This window comes from Hyphomonas sp. TMED31, from assembly GCF_002172815.1.
GTDB lineage: Bacteria > Pseudomonadota > Alphaproteobacteria > Caulobacterales > Hyphomonadaceae > Hyphomonas > Hyphomonas atlantica.
On the sequence record NZ_NHCK01000042.1, the window covers coordinates 1 to 21928 of the forward strand.

At 54.9% G+C, this 21928-nt stretch carries 20 protein-coding genes and 1 tRNA gene; 4 read left to right on the forward strand and 17 right to left on the reverse strand.

Features of this window, described 5'->3' with window-relative positions; genetic code table 11:
- The 5 genes from CBB91_RS06555 to CBB91_RS06575 all read right to left on the reverse strand — a co-directional run.
- A partial coding sequence (locus tag CBB91_RS06555; RefSeq protein WP_273012955.1) for an outer membrane beta-barrel protein occupies positions 1 to 832 on the reverse strand: 832 nt, incomplete at its 3' end.
- Between the two features lie 252 nt (positions 833 to 1084).
- Positions 1085 to 1161 (reverse strand) — tRNA-His (locus CBB91_RS06560).
- A gap of 87 nt (positions 1162 to 1248) precedes the next feature.
- Complete coding sequence (gene nusG / locus CBB91_RS06565; RefSeq protein ID WP_035555176.1) at positions 1249 to 1791, reverse strand: transcription termination/antitermination protein NusG; 543 nt, start codon at positions 1789 to 1791, stop codon at positions 1249 to 1251.
- A 44-nt stretch (positions 1792 to 1835) separates the two neighbouring features.
- Complete coding sequence (gene secE, locus CBB91_RS06570) at positions 1836 to 2045, reverse strand: preprotein translocase subunit SecE (protein ID WP_035555179.1); 210 nt, start codon at positions 2043 to 2045, stop codon at positions 1836 to 1838.
- 1042 nt (positions 2046 to 3087) lie between these two features.
- Positions 3088 to 3969, reverse strand: coding sequence for a 2-dehydro-3-deoxygalactonokinase (locus CBB91_RS06575; protein ID WP_273012957.1), 882 nt, complete (start codon positions 3967 to 3969; stop codon positions 3088 to 3090).
- Between the two features lie 120 nt (positions 3970 to 4089).
- Here CBB91_RS06575 and mazG point away from each other — a divergent pair, with 120 nt between their 5' ends.
- Complete coding sequence (gene mazG, locus CBB91_RS06580; protein ID WP_273012958.1) at positions 4090 to 4914, forward strand: nucleoside triphosphate pyrophosphohydrolase; 825 nt, start codon at positions 4090 to 4092, stop codon at positions 4912 to 4914.
- Here mazG and hflX read toward each other — a convergent pair.
- The 9 genes from hflX to CBB91_RS06625 all read right to left on the reverse strand — a co-directional run bounded on the left by hflX (position 4911) and on the right by CBB91_RS06625 (position 16792).
- Positions 4911 to 6215, reverse strand: a complete 1305-nt coding sequence (hflX, locus tag CBB91_RS06585; protein WP_345906746.1) for a GTPase HflX — start codon at positions 6213 to 6215, stop codon at positions 4911 to 4913. The genes mazG and hflX overlap by 4 nt on opposite strands.
- Before the next feature lie 18 nt (positions 6216 to 6233).
- Positions 6234 to 6482, reverse strand: a complete 249-nt coding sequence (hfq, locus tag CBB91_RS06590; RefSeq protein ID WP_034812840.1) for an RNA chaperone Hfq — start codon at positions 6480 to 6482, stop codon at positions 6234 to 6236.
- 79 nt (positions 6483 to 6561) lie between these two features.
- On the reverse strand, positions 6562 to 7968 hold the full coding sequence (locus tag CBB91_RS06595; protein ID WP_273012962.1) for a potassium transporter TrkG: 1407 nt from the start codon (positions 7966 to 7968) through the stop codon (positions 6562 to 6564).
- Positions 7969 to 7971: 3 nt separating this feature from the next.
- A complete protein-coding gene (gene trkA / locus CBB91_RS06600) occupies positions 7972 to 9345 on the reverse strand; it encodes a Trk system potassium transporter TrkA (RefSeq protein ID WP_273012964.1) in 1374 nt (457 codons plus the stop codon).
- A gap of 21 nt (positions 9346 to 9366) precedes the next feature.
- The gene (locus CBB91_RS06605; RefSeq protein WP_273012966.1) at positions 9367 to 10755 is read right to left on the reverse strand and encodes a sigma-54 dependent transcriptional regulator; all 1389 of its coding nucleotides are present in this window, start codon (positions 10753 to 10755) and stop codon (positions 9367 to 9369) included.
- A gap of 13 nt (positions 10756 to 10768) precedes the next feature.
- Complete coding sequence (locus CBB91_RS06610; protein WP_162176022.1) at positions 10769 to 13024, reverse strand: ATP-binding protein; 2256 nt, start codon at positions 13022 to 13024, stop codon at positions 10769 to 10771.
- 117 nt (positions 13025 to 13141) lie between these two features.
- Positions 13142 to 14518, reverse strand: a complete 1377-nt coding sequence (locus tag CBB91_RS06615; protein WP_273012969.1) for a sigma 54-interacting transcriptional regulator — start codon at positions 14516 to 14518, stop codon at positions 13142 to 13144.
- The gene (locus CBB91_RS06620; protein ID WP_273012971.1) at positions 14511 to 15257 is read right to left on the reverse strand and encodes an ATP-binding protein; all 747 of its coding nucleotides are present in this window, start codon (positions 15255 to 15257) and stop codon (positions 14511 to 14513) included. Before CBB91_RS06620 ends, CBB91_RS06615 begins: the two co-directional genes overlap by 8 nt.
- 326 nt (positions 15258 to 15583) lie before the next feature.
- Positions 15584 to 16792, reverse strand: a complete 1209-nt coding sequence (locus CBB91_RS06625) for a tRNA-dihydrouridine synthase (protein ID WP_345906747.1) — start codon at positions 16790 to 16792, stop codon at positions 15584 to 15586.
- On the opposite strand from CBB91_RS06625, the gene CBB91_RS06630 reads away from it, so the two are divergent.
- Both CBB91_RS06630 and CBB91_RS06635 read left to right on the forward strand, forming a co-directional pair.
- Complete coding sequence (locus CBB91_RS06630; RefSeq protein ID WP_273012973.1) at positions 16692 to 17834, forward strand: bifunctional 2-C-methyl-D-erythritol 4-phosphate cytidylyltransferase/2-C-methyl-D-erythritol 2,4-cyclodiphosphate synthase; 1143 nt, start codon at positions 16692 to 16694, stop codon at positions 17832 to 17834. The two genes, CBB91_RS06625 and CBB91_RS06630, sit on opposite strands and share 101 nt — an antisense overlap.
- Before the next feature lie 51 nt (positions 17835 to 17885).
- Positions 17886 to 18377, forward strand: a complete 492-nt coding sequence (locus CBB91_RS06635; RefSeq protein WP_273012975.1) for a CinA family protein — start codon at positions 17886 to 17888, stop codon at positions 18375 to 18377.
- Here CBB91_RS06635 and CBB91_RS06640 read toward each other — a convergent pair.
- Both CBB91_RS06640 and lipA read right to left on the reverse strand, forming a co-directional pair.
- On the reverse strand, positions 18374 to 18832 hold the full coding sequence (locus CBB91_RS06640) for a type II toxin-antitoxin system RatA family toxin (protein WP_273012977.1): 459 nt from the start codon (positions 18830 to 18832) through the stop codon (positions 18374 to 18376). The genes CBB91_RS06635 and CBB91_RS06640 overlap by 4 nt on opposite strands.
- Before the next feature lie 3 nt (positions 18833 to 18835).
- Entirely contained in the window at positions 18836 to 19813 is a 978-nt protein-coding gene (gene lipA, locus CBB91_RS06645; RefSeq protein WP_273012979.1) for a lipoyl synthase, read from the reverse strand.
- Positions 19814 to 19968: 155 nt separating this feature from the next.
- Here lipA and CBB91_RS06650 point away from each other — a divergent pair, with 155 nt between their 5' ends.
- Positions 19969 to 21546, forward strand: a complete 1578-nt coding sequence (locus tag CBB91_RS06650) for an AMP-binding protein (RefSeq protein ID WP_273012981.1) — start codon at positions 19969 to 19971, stop codon at positions 21544 to 21546.
- On the opposite strand, the gene CBB91_RS06655 is transcribed toward CBB91_RS06650, so the two are convergent.
- Positions 21547 to 21912, reverse strand: a complete 366-nt coding sequence (locus CBB91_RS06655) for a helix-turn-helix domain-containing protein (protein ID WP_345906748.1) — start codon at positions 21910 to 21912, stop codon at positions 21547 to 21549.
- Positions 21913 to 21928 lie beyond the last annotated feature (16 nt).

Consider the following 21928-nt stretch of genomic DNA (forward strand, 5'->3'; position numbering starts at 1 on the left):
GGCTTGAGCACACAACTTCAGGAGCATCCGTCTTTGTCGTTGGAGGCGGCGGCGGAGGTGGGGGTGGCGGAGGAGGCGGTGGTGGCGGAGGCGGCGGCGGTGGCGGCGGCGGAGGTGGTGGAGGCGGAGGCGTCGCACCGAAGTTCAGCCGCAGACCGACTGTCGCCAGATGAGCTGTGTAGTCAGCGTCATAGTTCGTGCCACCGTTGTAGCCACCGAATTCGAGGTCTTCGGCAACTTTGTAGCGGTAGCCAAGGTCAAGCGTCAGCTTTTCGGAAACTTTGTAACCGAGCCCCAGCAGGCCCTGGTAAGCAAAGCCAGTGTCGCTATCACCAAAGCCGTTCGCAGCGGAAACATCCGTACCGTTTGTGAAAACGAGGTTGTTCGCCTTGGCGTTTGCGCGAAGGACACCAACACCCAAACCAACGTATGGCTGGAGCGCACCCTCACGGTTGAAATCGTAAATACCATTGAACATCAGTTCCATGGTCTGCAGGTTGCCTGCAGCAGCTGGGAAAGCACCAGCTGGCGCACCATTGTAAGATGCAGCCGGAACGCTGAGCTCGGCATCGCCGTAACCGCCCACGCCTTCGAGGCGGAAGCCGTTGTCAAAGCCATAACCCAGACCCAGGTCGAAACCGATCATGTCATCTGGATCGGATTCGCCACCCATGGTGCCGATCACGTCCTGTTCAGCAGGATCGTGGTCAAGCTTACCATCGAAACCGTAAGTCGCGTCGGCGCGGGCGTACCACCCGTCCTCAGCGTGGGCAACAAAGCCAGCAGACGCAAATGCGGCCGCGGCTGTCGCGCACATAAGAGTTTTCTTCATACTCAATCCCCTTTTGTGTGCCGAATGACGGGATTGTCCTCGGCCGCAGGTTCATACGGGTCAAAACCCGAATGGTTCCTGAATAAACATATTTAGCCTGTACGGCGAGCCCTATTAAGGACGACGTGCATTTCAATCACGCCATTTTTATTCACCGCTGCTCATTTGCAACATATTATTGCGCNGATGTCNCAATNATTTGAGAGAATTTTCCTCGGGATAACAACGCGCTTTACTCTGCTTGGAGGAAAATGGTACCGCCTCCCCGGTTCGAACGGGGGACCTCTAGATCCACAATCTAGCGCTCTAACCGACTGAGCTAAGGCGGCACGATGAGCGGGAAATACCGCTCAATTTGCTAGGTTTCAAGCGAAACCCGGAAGCCCAACTGCGCTTCCCANGATTCGAACTCGAAATCAGAGTTTGGCGACCTGTTCGAATTCCAGATCGACTGGTGTTCCGCGACCAAAAATGGAAACGGTAACTTTCAGACGACCATTCTCTTCATCGATCTCTTCGACCGAGCCTTCAAAGCCTTGGAATGGGCCATCATTGACCTGAACCTGCTCACCAATTTCGAAGGAAATCTGTGGGCGAGGACGTTCTGCAGCCGAATCGGTGGACGTGCCGAGAATCCGATCAACTTCCTTTTGGCGCACTGGAAGCGGTTTCTTGCCACCCTCTGCGCCCAGGAACCCAGAAACTTTGGGCGTATCTTTGACGAGGTGGTAGACATCATCCGTCATCACAGCCTTCATCAACACATATCCAGGGAAGTACCGACGTTCGACGGTTTTCTTTTTGCCGCGAGCGACTTCAACGACTTCTTCGGTCGGCACCTGCATATCTTCAATGAGGTCTGCCAGTCCCTTCCGCTCAGCCTGCTCGAGAATTGTCGATGCGACCTTCTTCTCGAAGTTGGAATAAGCGTGGACGATGTACCATTTGGCTTCAGCCATGAGGCCTGCGCGCTCCNTAGTAATTGTTTGACGAACCGCCTGACTCAGAGGCCCGTGATCGCCTTTACGACGAGATTAATGACGAAATCCGCAAAGAATAGGAAAAGCGCAATCAGAATAGACATAATCACGACGAAAATTGTCGCTTGGATGGTTTCCTGACGGGACGTCCACGTCACCTTGTTCCCTTCGGCACGAACCTGCCGAAAGAAGGTAATGGGTCCTACGCGTTTCTTTTTCGCTTTATCGGCCATTCCGACTCTCTCTTGAAAAGCGGGGAGTTAGCGGTTTTGNNCCGCCACGTCCACGGTTAAGTGCACTCTAGNTTTCGTCAAGCGTAGGTGGGAACTGTTATAAATCCCGCAAGTGGGCACTTCTCACTCTCTCGACTTGCCGAATTCTCTGGGTGGCAGTCCGGGGACATCCACTCGAACGGCGAATAGACTGCCCGACAATGGCCGCGAATCAAGNTGCGGNAANGACATGCCNGCACGTGCTGTCGTGATGAAAAGCGTTTTCAAATCCTCNTCACCAAACGTCAGGCTNGTAGGACGCGGCGCTGCCAAGGTNATCGTTCGNTCAATCTCCCCATCTGGGGTNAGGCGAACAATCCGAGAGGCATCCCATAGACACGTCCAAAGACACCCTTCTGAATCGACAGCTGACCCGTCAGGATAGCCTGATAACTCAAACGTGTTTGCCAGCACCTTCCGATCGGTGACCTTCCCGGTCCCTATTTCATGCTGGAATGAAAGAACTTCCTGCTCCACCGAATCACACGTGTAGAAAACGGATCCATCAGGTGAAAACTGGAAGGTATTGGTGATCATCACTGAGGGTAGTCTCAGGGGCTCAAGTTTCCCATCAGATGTGTATCTGTAGTAATTGCCCTGAGCCACCTTTTGAGCATCGTCCATTGTTCCGAACCAGAAAGATCCATCTGGCGCGATACCGCCATCATTCGTTCGATTGGAGATGGGCTCGGCATCAAGTGTTCGCAGGCGCTCATAGGCTTCGGTAGCCGGGTCATAGANGCCAATTTCCCGCTCACCCGCCATCAGAATGTTGCCGTCGAAGAGTGCAAGCGTACTCGCCCGAATGGGCAAATCGTAACGACGGGTGTTTCCCGTCCGCGGATTGTAGCGATGCAGTTTTGCCCTTTTGATGTCCACCCACCAAAGAAATCCTTCAGAGGGGCTCCACAACGGTCCTTCGCCGAGCGTACAGCCCGTTGGCGCAACACATTCCGGCGTCATGAACATGCTAGAACAACCTCGATACAGTAGATCAGTTCATTCAGGGATGAATCGACTCGTTTGACAACAAATCAGCAATCTCGGCAATTTCCCACAGTGCGTCGCTCTTGCAGTCTTTCGCTGAATACTCCAAGACGTCAGCGCCGAATGCGTCCAGAGCCAAACCGTACATTTCCAGGCGCGTCTCGTCGGCTATGAGGATGACATCATCGCCTGGGTCGTAATGTGCGGCAATGTCTGCGCCTATCAGCAGTGCATTCAGCGCGCATTCGAAGTNTTCCGGGGCAAGTTGTCCTGTTCGGANNGCNGCACTCGCCGCAAGGGTGGAAACTGTGTTGTCAGTATTNAGAGACCGTTCGACCCAATCAANAAAAACAGGTTCTGAAAAGAGTTGGGGCGGNAGCCTCTCCGNTTGTTCCCGCTCTTTCCGCAACAGCGCCGACAAATAGTCNGCAGTAGGCTCAGAGGACACGTCGGTGACACGCCCTGCTTCCAAGGTGAAATGAGCCGTNATTGCNAGCGGCGCACAAATCAAACCATTTGACTGCTCAATACCAAAAAGCAGGCTTTCGAGACCTTCGGCATATCCGGGTGGGTTGCTCTGTATCAGGCTTGGCACAAGCAACACATCCATATTGCTGACGAGGTGTCGCCGAATGTCGTCAAGTACAAAAGGAACACGCGGAGTGCTCGTCGAGACACGCCCCCCCATTGCGCCACAAACGACCATCTTGCTCTCTTGAGATTGGGCAATAAGCCAATCGCCCAAGGCCCGTTTCAGATGGCACACATTGTCCAAAGCGTCGTTCGTGAGGTGCGCCTCTACGGCGATGTACGCCTGCACTTCACCCACATCATCGTAGGACCAAGCATGTGCGCGATTCCCGTCCACAAAGACGCCAATGAGCGAGGGAGAACTCATACTGTGCTCATTGGCCGAAATGGGGCGTCAGATTCTCATGCATGAACTCACGTCGCGTGACTTAGAGGTGTTGTCAATCGAACGGTCGATTTTAGCGGTGAACCCGTTTACTGGGAAACCATGACTGATCATGGAAATTCACAATCATCTCCAGCNGACGCGATGCTTCGATTACTGGAAATTATGGCGCAACTGAGAAACCCGGAATCCGGATGCCCTTGGGATATCGAACAGAACTTTTCTACCATCGCGCCCTACACAATTGAGGAAGCTTACGAGGTAGCTGATGCAATTGATCGAAATGACATGCGCGATCTCAAAGAAGAATTGGGCGACTTGTTGTTTCAAGTCGTCTTCCACAGCCAGATGGCTCAGGAANCGGGNNAATTCGAATTTGAAGATGTCGTNGCAGCTATAAACTCGAAAATGATCCGTCGACACCCTCACGTGTTTGGCCCAGAGGGGAGCCGCTCAGCAGAACAGCAAGTTGTTGCCTGGGAGGTTATCAAAGCCCAAGAACGAGCCGGNAAGTCTCAGCCGGAGGGNNCGCCNAGCGCGCTCGACGGAGTAGCTCTGGCGCTTCCCTCTTTGTTGCGAGCGGAAAAGCTACAGAAGCGNGCAGCGCGGGTAGGTTTTGACTGGACTGACGCACAGCAGATCTTCGACAAGCTTGATGAAGAGGCAGACGAGGTTCGTGAAGCCATAGATATTGGGGATGCGGACAAGATTGAGGATGAGATTGGTGATTTGTTGTTCGTAGCAGCAAATNTGAGCCGACGCCTCGATGTTNATCCAGAGCAGGCCNTGAGGCGCGCAAATGCCAAGTTTGAACGACGTTTCCGGGCNATGGAGGCATTGGCGGAATCAGAAGGCACGCGCTTCGCCGACCTTGAGATCGATGAACAGGAAGCGCTTTGGCAGCGTGTCAAAAAGGCCGAACGCTAATCCGGCTTGAGGCCTGGAAAATGCGCGTAGAACTGTCCCAGTCGGTCATTTGCCAGACGAACAGACATGGCGACATTACCCGTCTCAAGAGCGCTTTCAGATATTACTTCGCCATTTTGGTGCAACCATGCCCGAGCGCGTCCATCCTGTGCGCCAAGAACGAGCTGAATCTCGGAGGCGCCCTTGAGAAGAACCGCCTCGATCAGATCCAGCAATTCNTCGACACCTCGGCCAGTCAATGCTGACACCAGAACCGCCGGAGTTTCGACCGTCCCCCGCGCAGCGAATGAAAGCGCGTCGGCTTTATCGTCTGTCAAAAGATCTGCCTTGTTCCAGACCTCAATCATGGGAGGCAAAGGCAGCCCTGTTTCCTTTTCCAACTGATCAAGCACAATCATGACATCTTCAGCCTGATCGACATCAGACGGGCTCGACCGATCACGAACATGAACCAGAAGATCTGCCTGCATGGCTTCTTCAAGTGTCGCCTGAAAGCTGTCGATCAAATGGGTGGGAAGATCAGTAATGAATCCGACCGTGTCAATCAGCGCCGCCTCCCCCAAAGTCGGCAGATCAAACCTGCGAATAGTCGGATCGAGCGTCGCGAAAGGCATGTCCCGCGCGAAGACGTTGGCACCCGAAATTCGGTTAAAAAGCGTCGACTTGCCGGCATTCGTGTACCCCACCAATGCGATGACCGGCTTGCCACTTCTCTTGCGTCCAGATCTCTGCACGGCGCGGGTTCGCTTCACATCATCCAGATCGCGCCTTAGCCGCAAGATCTTGTCGTCCAGCATTCGGCGGTCTGCTTCCAGCTGACTTTCACCGGGACCCGACAAGAACCCTCCACCACCGCGCTGGCGTTCAAGGTGCGTCCAGGTTCTTACAAGTCTTGACCGCTCGTATAGCAGACGAGCCAATTCGACCTGCAAGCGCCCTTCTTTGGTGCGCGCCCGCAATCCAAAAATTTCAAGGATCAGACCCGTCCGGTCGATGACTTTAACTTCCAGCTTGCGCTCCANATTGCGCTGCTGAACGGGCGTGAGGTCGCCGTCGATCACCGCAATGGTGCAATCATTCTGTTTCAGGTCGTCAGCCAGACGCTCAAGAATGCCGCCCGAAAGCAGTACAGACGAGTTAACTTTCCTAACATGCTCTGCCCGCAGGAATGCCAAATCACAGCCCAGCGCCTCGACGAGACCCGATGTCTCCTCCAGCCTGTCTTCGGTTGGCCTATTGGCAGGTGTGAACCACGGGATGATCACACCGGCCACTTCAGGCGCCGGCGTTCGGTCGATCATCTTGTCAGTCAAAGCGGTTTAGTCCGCATCCATTTCCTCATCGAACAATTGTACCGGAGCGCTCGGAGCAATTGTGGAAATGGCGTGTTTGTACACAAGTTGCGGTGGCCGCCCGTCACCGCGCAGAAGCACACAGAAATTGTCGAACCACGTCACAACACCCTGCAGTTTGACACCATTGACGAGAAACACGGTCAGAGGCGTACGTGATTTGCGGACGGCGTTGAGAAAAGTATCTTGCAAGTTCTGTTTTTTGTCGGCGGACATGACGGAAATCCAATCTGGCCTGTTCTTGTTATGTGTCGCGCTAACGGGATTACCGCGCAAGTGCAAGTGCGAACAACTGTTAACCCCGCCAAAAGCTGAGGGAAAGCGCTGGAATCAGGGCCAGAACCTCCAAACGCCCTAAAATCATGGTAAAAATGGTTAAAGCCTGCGCAGGTCCAGACAGATCCATGGGGTAGCTCCCAAGGACAGCCGCAGAGTTCGTCAGGCTTCCTATGGCGAGGCGAATTGATGGCACAAATTCCTCGCCCATGAACGAATAGGCCGCCATGGTGAGGAAAATCGCTAGGATGTATCCAATCAAGTACACCCAAACACCGATGACGCTTCTTTCGTTGAGTTCCCTGTCTCGAAATGTGAAGCGCAAAATGGATCGACGGTAGCCAAGCTGTCTGAACTCCTGTCCTGCTCGCCTTGCCAGCACGATAAAACGTGCAAGCTTGACGCCGCCCGCAGCCGACAGCGCAGAGCCTCCAATCAGCGCTGGCAAGACCAGGACTGGTAGTGGAATGCGATTGTAGTCGGCCGGGTCAGACAAGGACAAACCGGACGTCGATAGCGCGGACAGCGCCCAGGAGAGCCCTTCCGTAACGTTCAGGTCTGAGGCCAGTGCAAAACAAATGAAAACGATGAGCAATCCCACGAACAAGGAAACTTCGGGATCGGAAATGGCTTTGAAGGGTTTTCCATCGCGCAAAGGTAACCACAGGGCGAGGCCCATGGCCCCCGCAAACAATCCCACGCCCAAGATAATGGATGGCCCGGTATCAAGAGGTGCGCGCATAATTCCCTGAGGATGCACAAGACCCGTGGTCAGAGCGCTAATCGCGTCGCCCAGGGCCCGCTCTGCTGGAACACCCATGAAAACGAGCCCTGAAAACAATAGCAGAATCGAAACAATCATGAGCATGGCAACCATGCGAACGACGCGTGGAACTGCATCAAAAAAGCTTGTTTCAGGAACCGTGAACAAGACGGTTCGGTGAATTCCTGGCCCACCAAGATTAAGTGCAGCCAGCACACTGGCCGCCGCAACGACCGTCGCCAAACCGCCTAACAAATGCAGCATGCCCCGCCAAACAACCAGACTGATTGGCCACTGATTATCCTGCACCGAAATCACGGATTGTCCGGTGGTGGTCAAGCAGGCCGTTGCCTCGTGAATGGCGCTGATGACGCTGTCGTTTTGAACCCCCAGAATAAAGGGCAAGCACGTAGCAACGGGTGTGATGAACCACCACAAGATAACTGTTGCCAGTGCATCTGAGGGCCTCGCCTTGCGTTCAGGCTTCGGCGTTAGAAGCAGTACGCTGCTCGCCAAGACAATGATTGCCAATGCCATTGTACCAAAGGCAAAGATCTGACTCGTTTCCCTCGCTGCGATTGCCATGAACATGGCGGGAATCGCTGCAACCACAACGACAATCAATAGTAACGCCAGAACCCGAACGACCGATGCGTAGTTCATGACCTAGAAGAAGTCCGGGCTGACCCGGAAATACTTCTCAACCTTCCTGACCATCTCTTCTTCATAGAAGATTATCAATTGGTCCTCTGCCTGAACAATAACATCGGGCCCGGCGATCAAAACCTCCTTGCCACGAATAATTGCGGCTGCCGTCATGCCTTCGGGCAGATCATCATAGCCCAGTGGCTTGCCGATCAATGAGGAAGACTCAAGTGTAATGCCTTCAGCGACTTCTGCCTTTCCGTCTTCAATCGACTGAAGCCCCAAGATACGGCCGCGTCGCATCCGCAACAGGATCTGAGATACGGTCAACGCCCTTGGGTCCAGAACAGCATCAACACGAAGATCTCGTGCCAAACCGGCGAGTTCTGTAGCGTTTACAAGCGCCAAAGTTCTCTTCGCACCTGCTCGCTTGGCCAAATTTGATATCAGCAAATTGGCTTTATCGTCATTTGTGATCGCCACAACGAAGTCAGCCTTTGGAGCCCCGGCTTCGGCCAGAATGTCCGGGTTCAGGCCGTCCCCCTGAATGACGATCGTCCGCTTCACTGCCGCGACAACGTCGTTGGCGCGCTTCGCATTGTGTTCGATCAAGCGTACGCGGTTCTTCGCTTCCTGTTCCAGCGTTGTAGCGACGTAGAGACCGACATTGCCCCCGCCAACGATAACAACATGCCCAGACTGTTCGGAATCCCGGTTGAAGATGGATGTAAGCCGCTCGGCATGTTCATCCAGCACCGCAATGTAAGCGCGGTCTCCTGGCTTCAACACGTCATTTGATCTGGGAGCCCTGACAGAATCTTTCCGACCGATGCCGACAATTCGGGCGGACAAATCTGGGAACAACCCTCTAAGCTGATCGACAGGTGTGTCCAGAAGTGGATTGCTGTCTTCCACCTCAAGACCGATAAGCCGAACACGTCCCTTCCCGAACGTCGCGCTCATAACGGCGCCAGGCGTTCTGAAGCGCTGAAGAATGGCCTCACCAACTTCCATTTCAGGCGAGATCACCATGTCTATGGGCAGGCCTTCGCGCGAGAATACGTTCTTCCACGCCGGGTCTATGTAGGATTGCTCCCGCACCCGAGCAATCTTGTAAGGTACCGAGAACAGGGTGTGGGCAATCTGGCAGATGACCATGTTGATCTCGTCAAAATGGGTCACTGCGATGATCATTTCGCAGTCCGCCGCGCCGGCTTTCTTGAGGACATCCGGGTGAGCCGCATGACCTGTGACACCACGAACATCCAGATCCGTCGAAACCTGATCGACGAGGTCGGGATTTTCATCAATGATGGTAATATCGTGCTTTTCGCGTGCGAGGCGGCGCGCGATTCCGTGCCCCACGCGCCCCGCGCCGCATATCAGAACATGCATGTCTACAGCCCTTTGACGGCCCTAACCGTCCTGACGAGTAAGATTGGAGTTAACGCCTAAAGCCTTTAATTTTCTATGCAAGGCGGAGCGTTCCATTCCGATAAATTCAGCCGTCCGCGAAATGTTTCCGTTAAATCGCGTGATCTGAAGCGCGAGATACTCTCGCTCAAACTGCTCGCGAGCATCTCTTAGCGACAATCCAACCAATTCAGCAGAGCCACTTTTACCCGTATTTCCCGGCACGACCGATGTCTCACGCGGCAATTCATCGACGCTGACCGGGCGACTTGCGTCTGACGGAGAAAGGATGAGGATGCGCTCAACGACATTTCGAAGCTGCCGGATGTTGCCCGGCCAATCCATTGATTGAAGCACGGCCATGGCTTCNTCCGAAAATGCTCTCGGTGTTAGTCCAGATGAATCGGCAATTCGGTTGGTGAAATAGTCCACCAGGTCGCGAATATCATCGCGGCGTTCGGCGAGAGACGGAACGCGCAAGGGAACCACGCTCAACCTGTAGAACAGGTCTTCACGAAAGCGGCCTTCTGCAATTTCCTGACGGATATCCTTTGTTGAAGCCGACATGACGCGCACATCGACACTGACGTCCGATTTGCCCCCTACTCGCTGAAAACGTTGTTCAGTCAGAACGCGCAGAATTTTGTTCTGTGTGCCNAGTGGCATGTCAGCCACTTCGTCCAGAAGAAGTGTGCCGTTNTGAGCTTTCTCNAACAAACCAATACGGGTCGTGCGGCCTTGAGAATCTTCCTCCCCAAACAATGCGCCTTCCATTTGCTCCGGCGCAATCGTGGCGGCGTTCACAACTANGAATGGGCCGTCAGANCTCTGAGAATTTCGGTGTATCAGTCGGGCGGCGAGTTCTTTGCCGGAACCGGCTGGGCCCGTTATCATGACCCGTGAGTTTGTCGGTGCCACCTTGTCGATCGAAGCGCGCAAAGTCCCGGCTGCCTGGCTTTCACCTATCCACTGCTCATTGTCCCCCGCCCTGTTCTTCAGGGCAGCATTTTCATATTTCAGAGCTGCNGATTCGATCGCCCGCTCGATCATATGAAGCAACCGATCGGTCTTGAAAGGCTTCTCAATGAAATCATAAGCGCCGCGCCGGATAGCTGCGACCGCTGTCTCAATATTGCCGTGTCCGCTAATAACGATCACCGGCAAAATGGGGTCGATAGATTTCAGGTACTTCAACAGCGACAGACCGTCCATCCCACTTCCCTGAAGCCAAACGTCGAGGATAACCAGACGAGGTGTTCGTGCACGAACTTCTTCCAATGCGCGTTCAGCCGTGTCAGCTGTTCTGGCGGAATATCCCTCATCTCCGAGAACGCCAGCAATCAGCTCTCGGATATCGGGTTCGTCGTCTACCACTAGAATGTCAAATGCCATCTGTCGGGCTCCTCTACACCAAACCGGCCGGGGCCGGTAATTCGTCCAACTCGTCGTCGTGTTGGGCGTCAAACGTTTCACTAACTTTCAGGGAATCATGCGGTAACCAGACCCGAACCCGGGCGCCGCGCATTCCATCCAGACGGTTCTGCAAGGATATCGACCCGCCATGGTCAACGATAATTCGGTTCACAATCGCCAAGCCTAGACCAGTCCCTTTTTCACGAGTTGTCACATAGGGTTCAAGCAGCCGATCCCTGACATCCTCCGGAAATCCGGGCCCGTTGTCCTCGATCGTGATGTCTAGCCCTTTCTCGGACTCTGTCAGGCTCACCCGAATGTGCCCTTGCACGTCAGCTTCTTCCGGCATGCCCTCAATTGCTTCTGCAGCATTCTTGAGAAGGTTTCCAAAGGCCTGGCCGATCAGTCGTTCGTCTCCCAGATACGTGACTGACTCTGCTTCTGATTCAAACACGACCTTGATATCGGGAGACACCATGCCTTGTGAGAAACTCGTCGCCTCAAGAACCGACTTCATATCGAACTTGTTGGCGTTGGGTTTTGGCATTCGCGCAAACGATGAAAACTCCTCGACCATTCGGCCAATATCACCTACTTGGCGCAGGATTGTCTCGATGCATCTGTCGAACACACCATCGGTGTCATCAATTGAACTCGCATACCGGCGCCGAAGTCGCTCAGTCGATAGCATAATGGGTGTCAACGGATTACGGATTTCGTGAGCGATTCTTCGAGCCACGTCGCGCCAAGCCAACTGCCGCTGCGCATTTACCAGGCGAGTTGTGTCATCAAACGTCAGCACACAACCACCAGCTGGATCGGGTGCGGTTTTCAGCCGGAAATGCCGTATTGCACCGTTTCTGTTTATATCGATTGAAGCATCAACCGGTGACCCCTGTTGAAGTGTGTCTTTCGCAAACTGAACAAAGTCAGGTGCGACATCTGCTAGAAACGCGCCCTCCTGAATTTCGTCAACACCCAGCAAGTCTCCAGCCGACCGGTTCGCCAGCGTTACGACCATGTGTGGATCCATCCGGATAACGCCTGCACTTACCTCGGCAAGCAGTGTCTCAACAAAATGGCGACGATCTTCTTCATCTTCTCGTGCTCGGATCAGGGCGCTTCTTTGTTCTGACAATTGCTCCGTCATCGCATTAAACGACTTGCTGAGAGCATAGACTTCATCTTTTGCACCGGTAACAGGCACCCGAACGGTCAGGTCGCCGTCCCTGACCGTGTGAGCCGCCATAGCAAGTCGACCGATTGGACCGGTAACGCGACCAGCAGCCTCAAGACCCAAGCGCCCGGCCAATAACAAAACAAGTGCAGCGATTTGCGCGTATCCGATGGCAAAGATTGTCTGGAGCCGCCCGCCCTGGCGCTTCGCATTATTGTACTGAATGATTTCGGCCTCCGCTTCACGAAGGCGAACCGCGGCATTGCGGTCAAAATTCTTCACCGCGTAAATATAGCCGTTCAGGGGTTCGGTAATGTGGATGAGCGCGGTGGCGACGCCGCGATTTTCGTAGAGCGTCGTGGCGATTTCACCTCTGTCAGCTTCCTCAAAAGCTGCTGCGGGCGGCGGAATCAGAATGGCATCCTGCACGCTTTCCTCGGCAATCAATTCGACCCCGTCGTCACCTAGAATGGCAATGGTAAGAAAGTCCCTGAAGGCAAGTTCAGACCGCAAACCTTCAGAAAACGCTACGGAGGTATTTGCGGACAAGGCACGCGAGACATCGCCATCTCCAAAACTGGCCTCAACATCTCGAGCAAAATTCTCGACATCGAGAGCGGCCAATCGCACATCTACGTCGAATGTCGTCTCGAAATTATCGACATAGTTGCGAAAAATCTCTGCGTTCTTCTCCATCACCGAGTCGACGCGCTCGCCAAGCCAGTTGTCGAGCCCCTGTGTGAAGATGGCACCCAGAAACACAGCGACGATCGCTGAGGGAACCAGTGCCGAAAAGCCAAACAACATAACGAACCGCCGAGCGAGGCGACCACGCCCCTCGCTCTCACTGTTTGACTGAATAGCGAAGTATTCGCGCACCACGATAGTCGCGAGCACGATGACGACGACGAAGTTCAGACCCAGCAACCAAGGCGTTGTACCGGCGGTCGGATTGTCGGGGTCTACGCCTGAAATCGCAATAAAAGTTGCAAAAACGGCAACAAGCGCAGCGATAATGAACAGCCCTTCGAAAAGGGCCCAACTTGCCTTGGAGGCTTGCTGACTCAACACGTTCGACAAAAAACTACCGCTCTACACTCGGCTAAAAAGCCCATTGCACTTCAAACACATAATCGTGCCTGAATCGCAACACTGGTGCAGTAATGCCACAGTTGTTGTGTCAGTCAATCAGTCTTCTGCAATGCCTAGCGCGTTGATCTTGGCCCTTAACGTGTTTCTGTTCATGCCTAATAGCTGCGCCGCCTTCACTTTGTTGCCTGCTGTCACGGACAGAGCCAAACGAATGAGTGGGCGCTCAACCTGATCAATTACGCTCGAGTAGACGTTGGATTCCTCATTGTCGCCATTGGCGATGAGATCGCCCATGATGTAGCGGTGCAACAGTGTCTCCATGTCTTTCTCAAATCCTGCGCTGGAGCCTTTCTGCTCGCTTGCACCTGCGCGCAATTCACGTTCGACATCCCGCAAGGTGACTGTCTCATCCGGGCAGAGTACCGCGAGCCTAAGGACAAGATTCTCCAATTCGCGCACATTTCCAGGCCAGTCATAGGCAGTCAGCAAATCCAATGCGGACTTGTCCAGTGTTTTCGCCGCCAGGCCCTGCCGTTGGGCGCGGATCAGGAAAGCGCGTGCGAGTTCGGGGATGTCTTCCTTCCGCAAGCGTAGTGGCGGCATTGTCAGCCGAACAACATTTAGTCGGTAGTAAAGGTCCTCACGAAACTTCCCATCATCCACCAAACGCCCCAAATTTCGACGAGTTGATGCGATGATCCGGGCACCACTGGAATCCCGCATCAACTTCACGAGTTGGGTTTGCGCCTCCGCTGGAAGGTCGCCAATTTCATCTAGGTAAAGAGTTCCCCCTTTTTGATGGACCGCCCCCTGCTCACCGTTGGCACCAAACAACTGCCGGTTAATCTCCGATGCTGGCAGCGCTGCCAAATCCAGAGCCACGAAGTGTCCATTCTTCGCGTCTCCCAACTGGTGGATTGCGCGCGCAGCAAGTTCTTTACCCGTCCCGCTTTCGCCTTCGATCAGGACGGTCAAATCGGTATTCATCACCTTGGCGATGATCCGATAGACTTCTTGCATTGCGTCAGAGCGACCGATCAGAGGCAGGCCGGCGTCCGATATCGCCTTCTGGGATTCAGGGTTGATCGCCTTGCTCGATCCCTTCGGCTGTGATTTCAGCGCCCGCTGAACCAAGCCTGACAAGGTGTCGATATCGAATGGCTTCGGAAGGTAGTCGAATGCGCCATGTTGAGCAGCAGACGCGGCCGTCAGGATCGTATTCTGGCCGCTCATCACAATGAAAGGCAACTCCGGGCGAGCCAGCTTCAACGATGGTAACAAGTCAAAGATCGACGCGTCACCGAGGAAGACGTCTGTCACCACAACATCGCCTTCCCCATTGCTGACCCACCGCTCCAGAGCCTCTGGTGAGCTTGTTGCGCGAACTTCGTAACCTGCAGACACCAAAGTCTGATTCACGATCAAACGAATGCTGGCATCATCTTCTGCAAGCAGAATCGTTTTCTCAGCCATCAGATCTTTCTCCTGTTCCTAGGGGTAACAAAACTGAAAAGCGCGTCGAACCGGGAACGCTATCGACGCGTATTTGGCCGCCATGCGCGGTGACCACTTCCTTCACAATTGACAGACCAAGTCCCCGTGCGCCCGATTTGCTGCTCTGGAAGACTTCGAAAATAGAGCTCTGCCGGTTTCGCGGAATGCCCTTACCGGTGTCTTCTACAGAAACAAGCATAGCGCGCCGAAGCCCGGCCCCTAGCCTTGCCTGGCGGAACGAAAGTCCTGCGGCGTAAGATGTTCGCACAGTAACTTTCGCTGGGACGCCACCGTCGCTAGCAGCCTCGGCAGCGTTCCGGATCAAATTCTGGAAAGCTTGTTGCAGGTGGTCTGAATCGCCGATCACAGGCGGAAGCGATGGATCAAAATCTCTCTTGAATTCTACCTTCGATCCCATGGCGGCAGTTTCAGACGCCAGCACGCGCTCCAGCAGCGCATGTATGTTGAATGGCTCCATATGAGGCGCGGAAAACAGCTCAAAGGCCGACAGCCTGTTTACGAGACGCTCAATACGNCGCGCCTCTTCCTTGATGATCTCCAGAAGTTCNGATTGACCGTCAACNGACTGTCTTTCAAGNAACTGCGCCGCGCCGATAATCCCCCCAAGCGGNTTNTTCACTTCATGTCCGAGAATACGGCCAAACCCGGCAACACCCGCTGCGGATTCATTTACGTCTCGAGTCGCAGCGTCGCACATAGCGATCATGAAGCCNCCTTCNTCCGTGGATCTNACCCAGATATCACAGATATGACGAGACAAGAGNCCCGGCCCGCTGATGGGCGTGCCNGGCGCGGTGATATCNCCAACTGTCCGTTGGGCGCGATCCAGCAACTCAAATACNGGCGAGTCGTGGTANACAATCTCGCTCAANGGNTTGGTTCTCAAAGCCCTNCGAGAGAGCTGAAGTAGACTTTCCGCTGCCGCGTTGACCTCGACTANTTTGCGTCTGGCATCAACCAGCATTAGCGCAATCGGAGACAAATCTGCCAAACGAGGCGCCGGCATCGTTACGTCNCTCGTCATTACGCGGCCTCCAGTTCGAACGTTTTGCGATACACGCGCCTGAGNGCAGATTGCAGGTCGCCNGCATGATTGATCTGGCACAGCTGNGATCGCAATTTCCGGCGGACATCGTCCGNTAACGGCAGATTCACACTCTCGATAGCCGCGGACACGTGCTTGCGCACTGTGCGCACTCCCAGAAAGTCTCCGTANAGGTCGACGCTGTCTGATATTTGTTCGAGCAAACTATCAAGTTGCNCTTCCAATGCAGGCTCTTCAAACGTCTCTCCGTCAAGGTGAGCCGCAATCCGGCCGAGCAGCCAGGGTTGGCCCATAGCCGCCCGCCCGACCATAACTCCNTGCGCCCCAGATTCCGTCAGAGCTTTCCTGGCATCATCACAGGAAGAAATATCGCCATTGACGATGACCGGTAGCGACACCGCCTCGACTGTGTCAGAGACGCGCGTCCAATCCGCAGTACCTTTATAGAACTGGCATCGAGTCCGCCCGTGCACCGTCAACATACGGACGCCCATATGCTCGGCTGATTGAGCAATGTCTGGCGCATTGAGCGAGTCATGGTCCCAACCAAGCCTCATCTTCAGGGTCACAGGCAGGTCGCCCGCGCCATCNATAGCCGCCTGTATGATTTCTAGNGCCAGAGGCACGTCACGCATCAAGGCTGAGCCAGACTGCGCGCCTGTCACCTGCCGNGAGGGGCATCCCATNTTNATATCAATCACATCGACGCCCGCTTCACGAAGCAACCGCGCCCCTGTTTGCATCGCTTCNGGGCGNCTGNCAGCCAGTTGGACAATCCACTGGCCATCGCCATCGTGGCGACATGTGCGCCGCACAACATCCGGACGAGCAATCGCCAGCATATCGCCTGCCACCATTTCGGACACCACAGCCGGCGCGCCAAACCTGACGGCCTGTCGACGCATTGGCGCATCTGTTGCTCCTGACATTGGAGCCAACCAGACTTTGGGTGCCTGAAAATTGGTCATTTGACTATCTTTCCGTTTTTTCATGACTTCGCAAGTGCACAATATGCAAGCAGCTGCAACCGGCGCTGATAGAAATCGCCAGTAGCCAACCCTGGCGCCCTCGCATATTAACCCGCCCATGAATAGAACCGTCGCCATTATCGTCGCCGCCGGCAAAGGCTCTCGGGCAGAAAGTGAGCGCGCCAAGCAATGGTGTGACCTCAATGGCCGTCGCGTCATCGAATGGTCAATCCGTGCTTTTCAGTCCCATCCCGCCGTCGATGACGTAATCATCGTTACCGGGCCTGACGTACCAGACGATTTTCGCCCAGATGGGTGCCTACTTGCGACAGGTGGCGACACGCGCACACAATCGGTTCGCAACGGCCTGCAGGCGATCAAGGACCCTGCGGAAAATACGGCTGTGTTGATCCATGACGCCGCTCGGCCAGGCCTGACTCACGCGATTATCGATAACCTGTTGGANGCTCTATCCACACACGATGCAGCGGCGCCCGCTTTGCCAGTACAGGATGCTCTGAAACGGGCGTCAGACACAAACTTGGCATCAGTATCGAGAGACGATCTGTATCGGGTTCAGACACCTCAAGCATTCCGTTTCGGCGCAATCGTTCACGCCTTAAGTGAANCCGCGGACGATCTCGTCGATGACCTGGCCGCTGTAGAGCGCCAAGGCGTCGCGGTGAAACTGGTCAAAGGCTCCGATCGACTGCACAAAATCACCTATCCGGAGGATTTCGACATGGTTTCAAGAATGATGACGCCACGCCTCGCCTTTCCTCGCATCGGAAAAGGTTTTGACGTCCACGCGTTCGAACCGGGTGACCATGTCATTCTTTGCGGAGTGAAAATTCCCCACACCGCCAAGCTTAAGGGGCATTCAGACGCAGACGCTGCATGGCATGCTTTGACGGACGCTATTTTGGGGGCGGCTGCGTTAGGTGACATTGGAGATCATTTCCCCCCGAATGAAGACCGGTGGAAGGATGCAGACAGCGGGCTGTTCCTGAAAGAAGCGCAAAATCTGGCTTTAAAGCGCGGCTTTGCCATAGGAAATTGCGACGTAACGATCATNTGTGAAGCTCCAAAAGTAAAACCTCACCGGGAGACAATGCGCAAACGAACAGCGGAATTGCTCGACCTTTCGCTCGATGCTGTCAGCGTGAAAGCCACAACGACAGAAGCACTTGGCTTTACGGGAAGACGCGAAGGGATCGCTGCGGAAGCAGTCGTNACNCTCGTCCCGACGTCAGGCGACTGAATTCGTAATCTTCGCTTCACGCCGCAGNGAACACCCCTTATCTTGCANNCNATGTTTCCAGATCGACTTCGCAATCTCGCCATGCTTGTGCTCGATGACGCCGCACAATCACGCCTCAGAATCTGCACGGCTGAAAGCTGCACTGGTGGCCTGCTGGCAGGCTTGCTGACAGACATCCCCGGCAGTTCGACCGTTTTTGAACGCGGCTTTGTTACCTACTCAAACCGCGCCAAGGAAGAAATGCTGGGTATTGCTGGCGATGTTCTGGCGGATTACGGGGCCGTATCAGAGCCAGTTGCCCGAATGATGNCTGAAGGCGCCTTGGAAGCCAGTCGCGCAAACATTGCCGTTGCCATAACCGGCGTCGCCGGCCCNGGCGGCGGCACTCGCATGAAGCCCGTCGGCACCGTCCATGTGGCCTGTGCTCGCGAAAACCGTGCCGTCATACATGAAATGCTGCAAACCGGCGATATTGGTCGCGAGCAGATACGCCTCGCCGCGGTGGAATGTGCTTTGCGGCAAATACAGATGCAAATCGCTTAGGCTTTGGCCCCGTAGCGTCGCTCCGCCTCAGAAAGAAACGCTCCGAGGATCTTGTTGACTGCGAGTTCCTGATTGGCCGCGGCCAGCATGCCTATCAACGGATTTCGGAAATCGTAGTCTATGGACAGCGAAATGTCTGACCCGTCGCTATCTGTCGCCTCAATCACCCACTCCGCTTTCAGCTTTCGAAACGGACCTTTCACCAAGGACGCAACCACGCGCCCCAGCGCAGGATCCGCCTCGACCCGAGTGGTGAAACGCTCGACAAAACCTTTGAAGCCTACAGCTGCCTCTCCCAGGCAGGTGAAGCTCGCGTCGGGCTGTACGCGCATCTCAGACACGCGCATTGCCGTGATCCACTTTATGAAATCCGGATAGGCGGCGATGTCCGATACCAGTTCGAACGCCTGTTGACCGCCATACGGCACATGCACCGATTTCGAGAAATGGGGCATCGCCTAGACGGCTTCGGNGGCCAGTTTGGCTTCNCGCGCCGCGCGCAGTCGCGCGAAGTCTTCGCCCGCATGATGAGAGGAACGGGTCAGCGGTGACGCCGAAACCATNAGGAAGCCTTTGGCGCGGGCAATTTCTTCGTACGCCTTGAACTCTTCCGGCGGGACATAGCGATCAATCGCGGCATGCTTCCGAGTGGGCTGCAGGTATTGACCAATTGTCAGGAAGTCGATGCCGGCAGAGCGCATGTCATCCATGACCTGCATCACTTCTTCTTTTGTTTCGCCGAGGCCGACCATCAGGCCAGACTTGGTAAACTGTGTCGGATCACGATCCTTCACCTTCTCCAACAGGCGCAATGAATGGAAGTAGCGCGCACCCGGGCGGATTGAGAGGTAAAGACGCGGAACTGTTTCAAGATTATGGTTGAACACATCGGGCTTCGCATCAATGACACGGTTCTCCCAGCCATCCTTGCGCAGGAAATCGGGCGTCAGNATTTCGATCGTGGTTCCGGGAGACATGGCCCGAATCGCTNCGATCGTGTTGACGAAATGCATTGCGCCGCCATCCGTGAGGTCATCGCGGTCCACTGACGTGATAACGACATGCTGCAGTCCCATTTCAGCAACTGCTTCAGCCACTCGGCGCGGCTCATCTTCATCCACTCGCCCTGGTGTGAGCGGCTTACCGGTGGAAACNTTGCAAAAGCTGCAGGCGCGCGTGCAGATTTCGCCGAGNATCATCATAGTGGCGTGCTTCTTGTCCCAACATTCGCCAATGTTCGGACAGCCCGCCTCTTCGCAAACTGTAACGAGGCCTTTTGATTTCACGATCTGACGCGTTTCTGCGTAGCCCTGCGATGTCGGGGCTTTCACGCGAATCCAGTCTGGCTTGCGGAGCAACGGCGTATCCGGGCGCGATTGCTTCTCCGGATGCCGGTGCTTGCGCGAGTTTTCGGTCAGATTGATGAGATTTGCCATGGCGGGAAAATGGACCTGACCAACTGTTTCATCAAGGGAAATACACTGCAGAGTGTTTATGCAATCTTGCATTACCGCTTGCGACAGTGTCGATAAATGACAGATTGTTACAAAAAACACATGGGGCGATGCCCCGGAGGGAACCTGAGGCCATCATGACCGGACAGACCATCCCGGCACCTTTGCCATATCAACCATCACGCACCCGCACCGATCTTTTCAGCGCACTCTTTCGCGCAAAAAAGGAATTTGGGAGCGGAAAGGCCATTTTGATTGATGGCGACGAACGCGAACTCACCTACAAAGAGATCGTGCAAGCGGCGCTGGCGCTGGGCTCAACCTTGCGCAAGGGCACAAAACCCGGAGAGGCCGTCGGCGTGATGCTGCCCAGCGGGGCCGGCGCGGTCATCGGCTTCTATGCAATCAGCGCGTTCAACCGAATCCCTGCAATGCTCAACTTCACGGCAGGCTCTCGCAACCTGAAAGCCGCCATGAAGGCCGGACAGATCAGTCGCATCGTGACAGCGCACAAATTTGTTGAGCTAGGCGGCCTTGAGGATCTGATAGAGGAATTGTCCGATTCAGCAGAAATCCTGTATCTGGAGGATGTTCGGGAAAACCTGACGCTCAGCAACAAGCTGATCGCTGCTCTAGGTTCTGTGCTTCCGGGGCTGGTCCGCAAGCAATCGCGCTACAAATCTCCCGGTGTGATGCTTTTCACGTCTGGCACCGAGGGTGANCCCAAGGGCGTCGTTCTCAGCCATGAAAACGTGATGGCCAATGTCGAACAGGTTCGCGCGCATATTGGATTGAGCCCGGATACAGATCGCCTGTTCAACCCCCTGCCAACATTCCACTGTTTTGGTCTAACAGTGGGCGCGGTGTTGCCAATTGTCGCCGGAATTCCGGTCATGTTTCACCCATCGCCGCTTCAGCCGCGCGAAATCGTCCGCCGTATTCGTGCCAACCAATCAACGATCCTTCTAGCGACAGACACATTCATCTCGCAATATGCGCGTATTGGTGGGGACGGCGACATGAGTTCGGTTCGACTGGCCGTTTGCGGTGCTGAACGAGTGAAAGATGAAACACGCGCGCTTGTGCGCCGGAAGTTCGAAATCGAAATCCTCGAAGGATANGGAGCAACCGAAGCGTCTCCTGTAATCGCCGCGAACCAGTGGGAGAATAATCGCCCTGGCACGGTCGGAACACTCATGGCGCGTATGGAATCGCGACTGGTACCCGTTGAAGGCATTGAAGACGGTGGCCGGCTCCACGTGAAAGGGCCGAACATCATGCTAGGGTATCTGCGCCCTTCGAACCCTGGCGTCCTGGAACGCCCCGAGGGCGGATGGCACGATACAGGAGATATCGTGGCCATNGATGATGAAGGCATCATCAGGATCATGGGGCGGGTCAAGCGCTTCGCGAAAATCGGCGGCGAAATGGTGTCGCTGGCAGTCGTCGAGAATTGCGCCAGCGCTATCTGGCCGGATAATCTTCACGCAGCTGTCACCCTGCCCGATCCCAGAAAGGGCGAACAAGTTATTTTGTTGAGCGACACCAAGGACAGCAATCGAGAAGACATTCTGGCCTGGGCGAAGAACCACGGCGTGCCCGAACTGTCCGTTCCCAAGCGGGTATACCACGTGGATGAAATTCCGGTGCTCGGCACAGGCAAGATCGATTACGGAGCCGTTCAGAAAAAAGCCGAGCAATTGCTCGCAGACTGATCAGGCAGACGTCGCCCGGCGCACCGGCAAGTGTTTTTTGCCCCAATCGCGAAGTGACAACAGCGCGGGCGCCANCTCCTTGCCCTTCTCCGTCAGGACATAATCGTAGCGTTTGGGTGTCGTGGTATAGGCAACACGCTCCAGCACGCCCGCTTCAACGAGCCGCTTGAGACGGTCGGCAAGGATGTGCCGGGTCATTCCACTCGATTCAATGAATTGTTCAAACCGCGACATACCCAAAAAGCAATCGCGNAAAATNAGCATTGTCCAGCGGTCGCCAACAACGGAAAGCGTTCGCGCAACCGGACACCAATTATCTGATAGATCGGACCATTTCATGCTGACACACCTATACTGATTTGCCATAGTTCCAAAACGACAC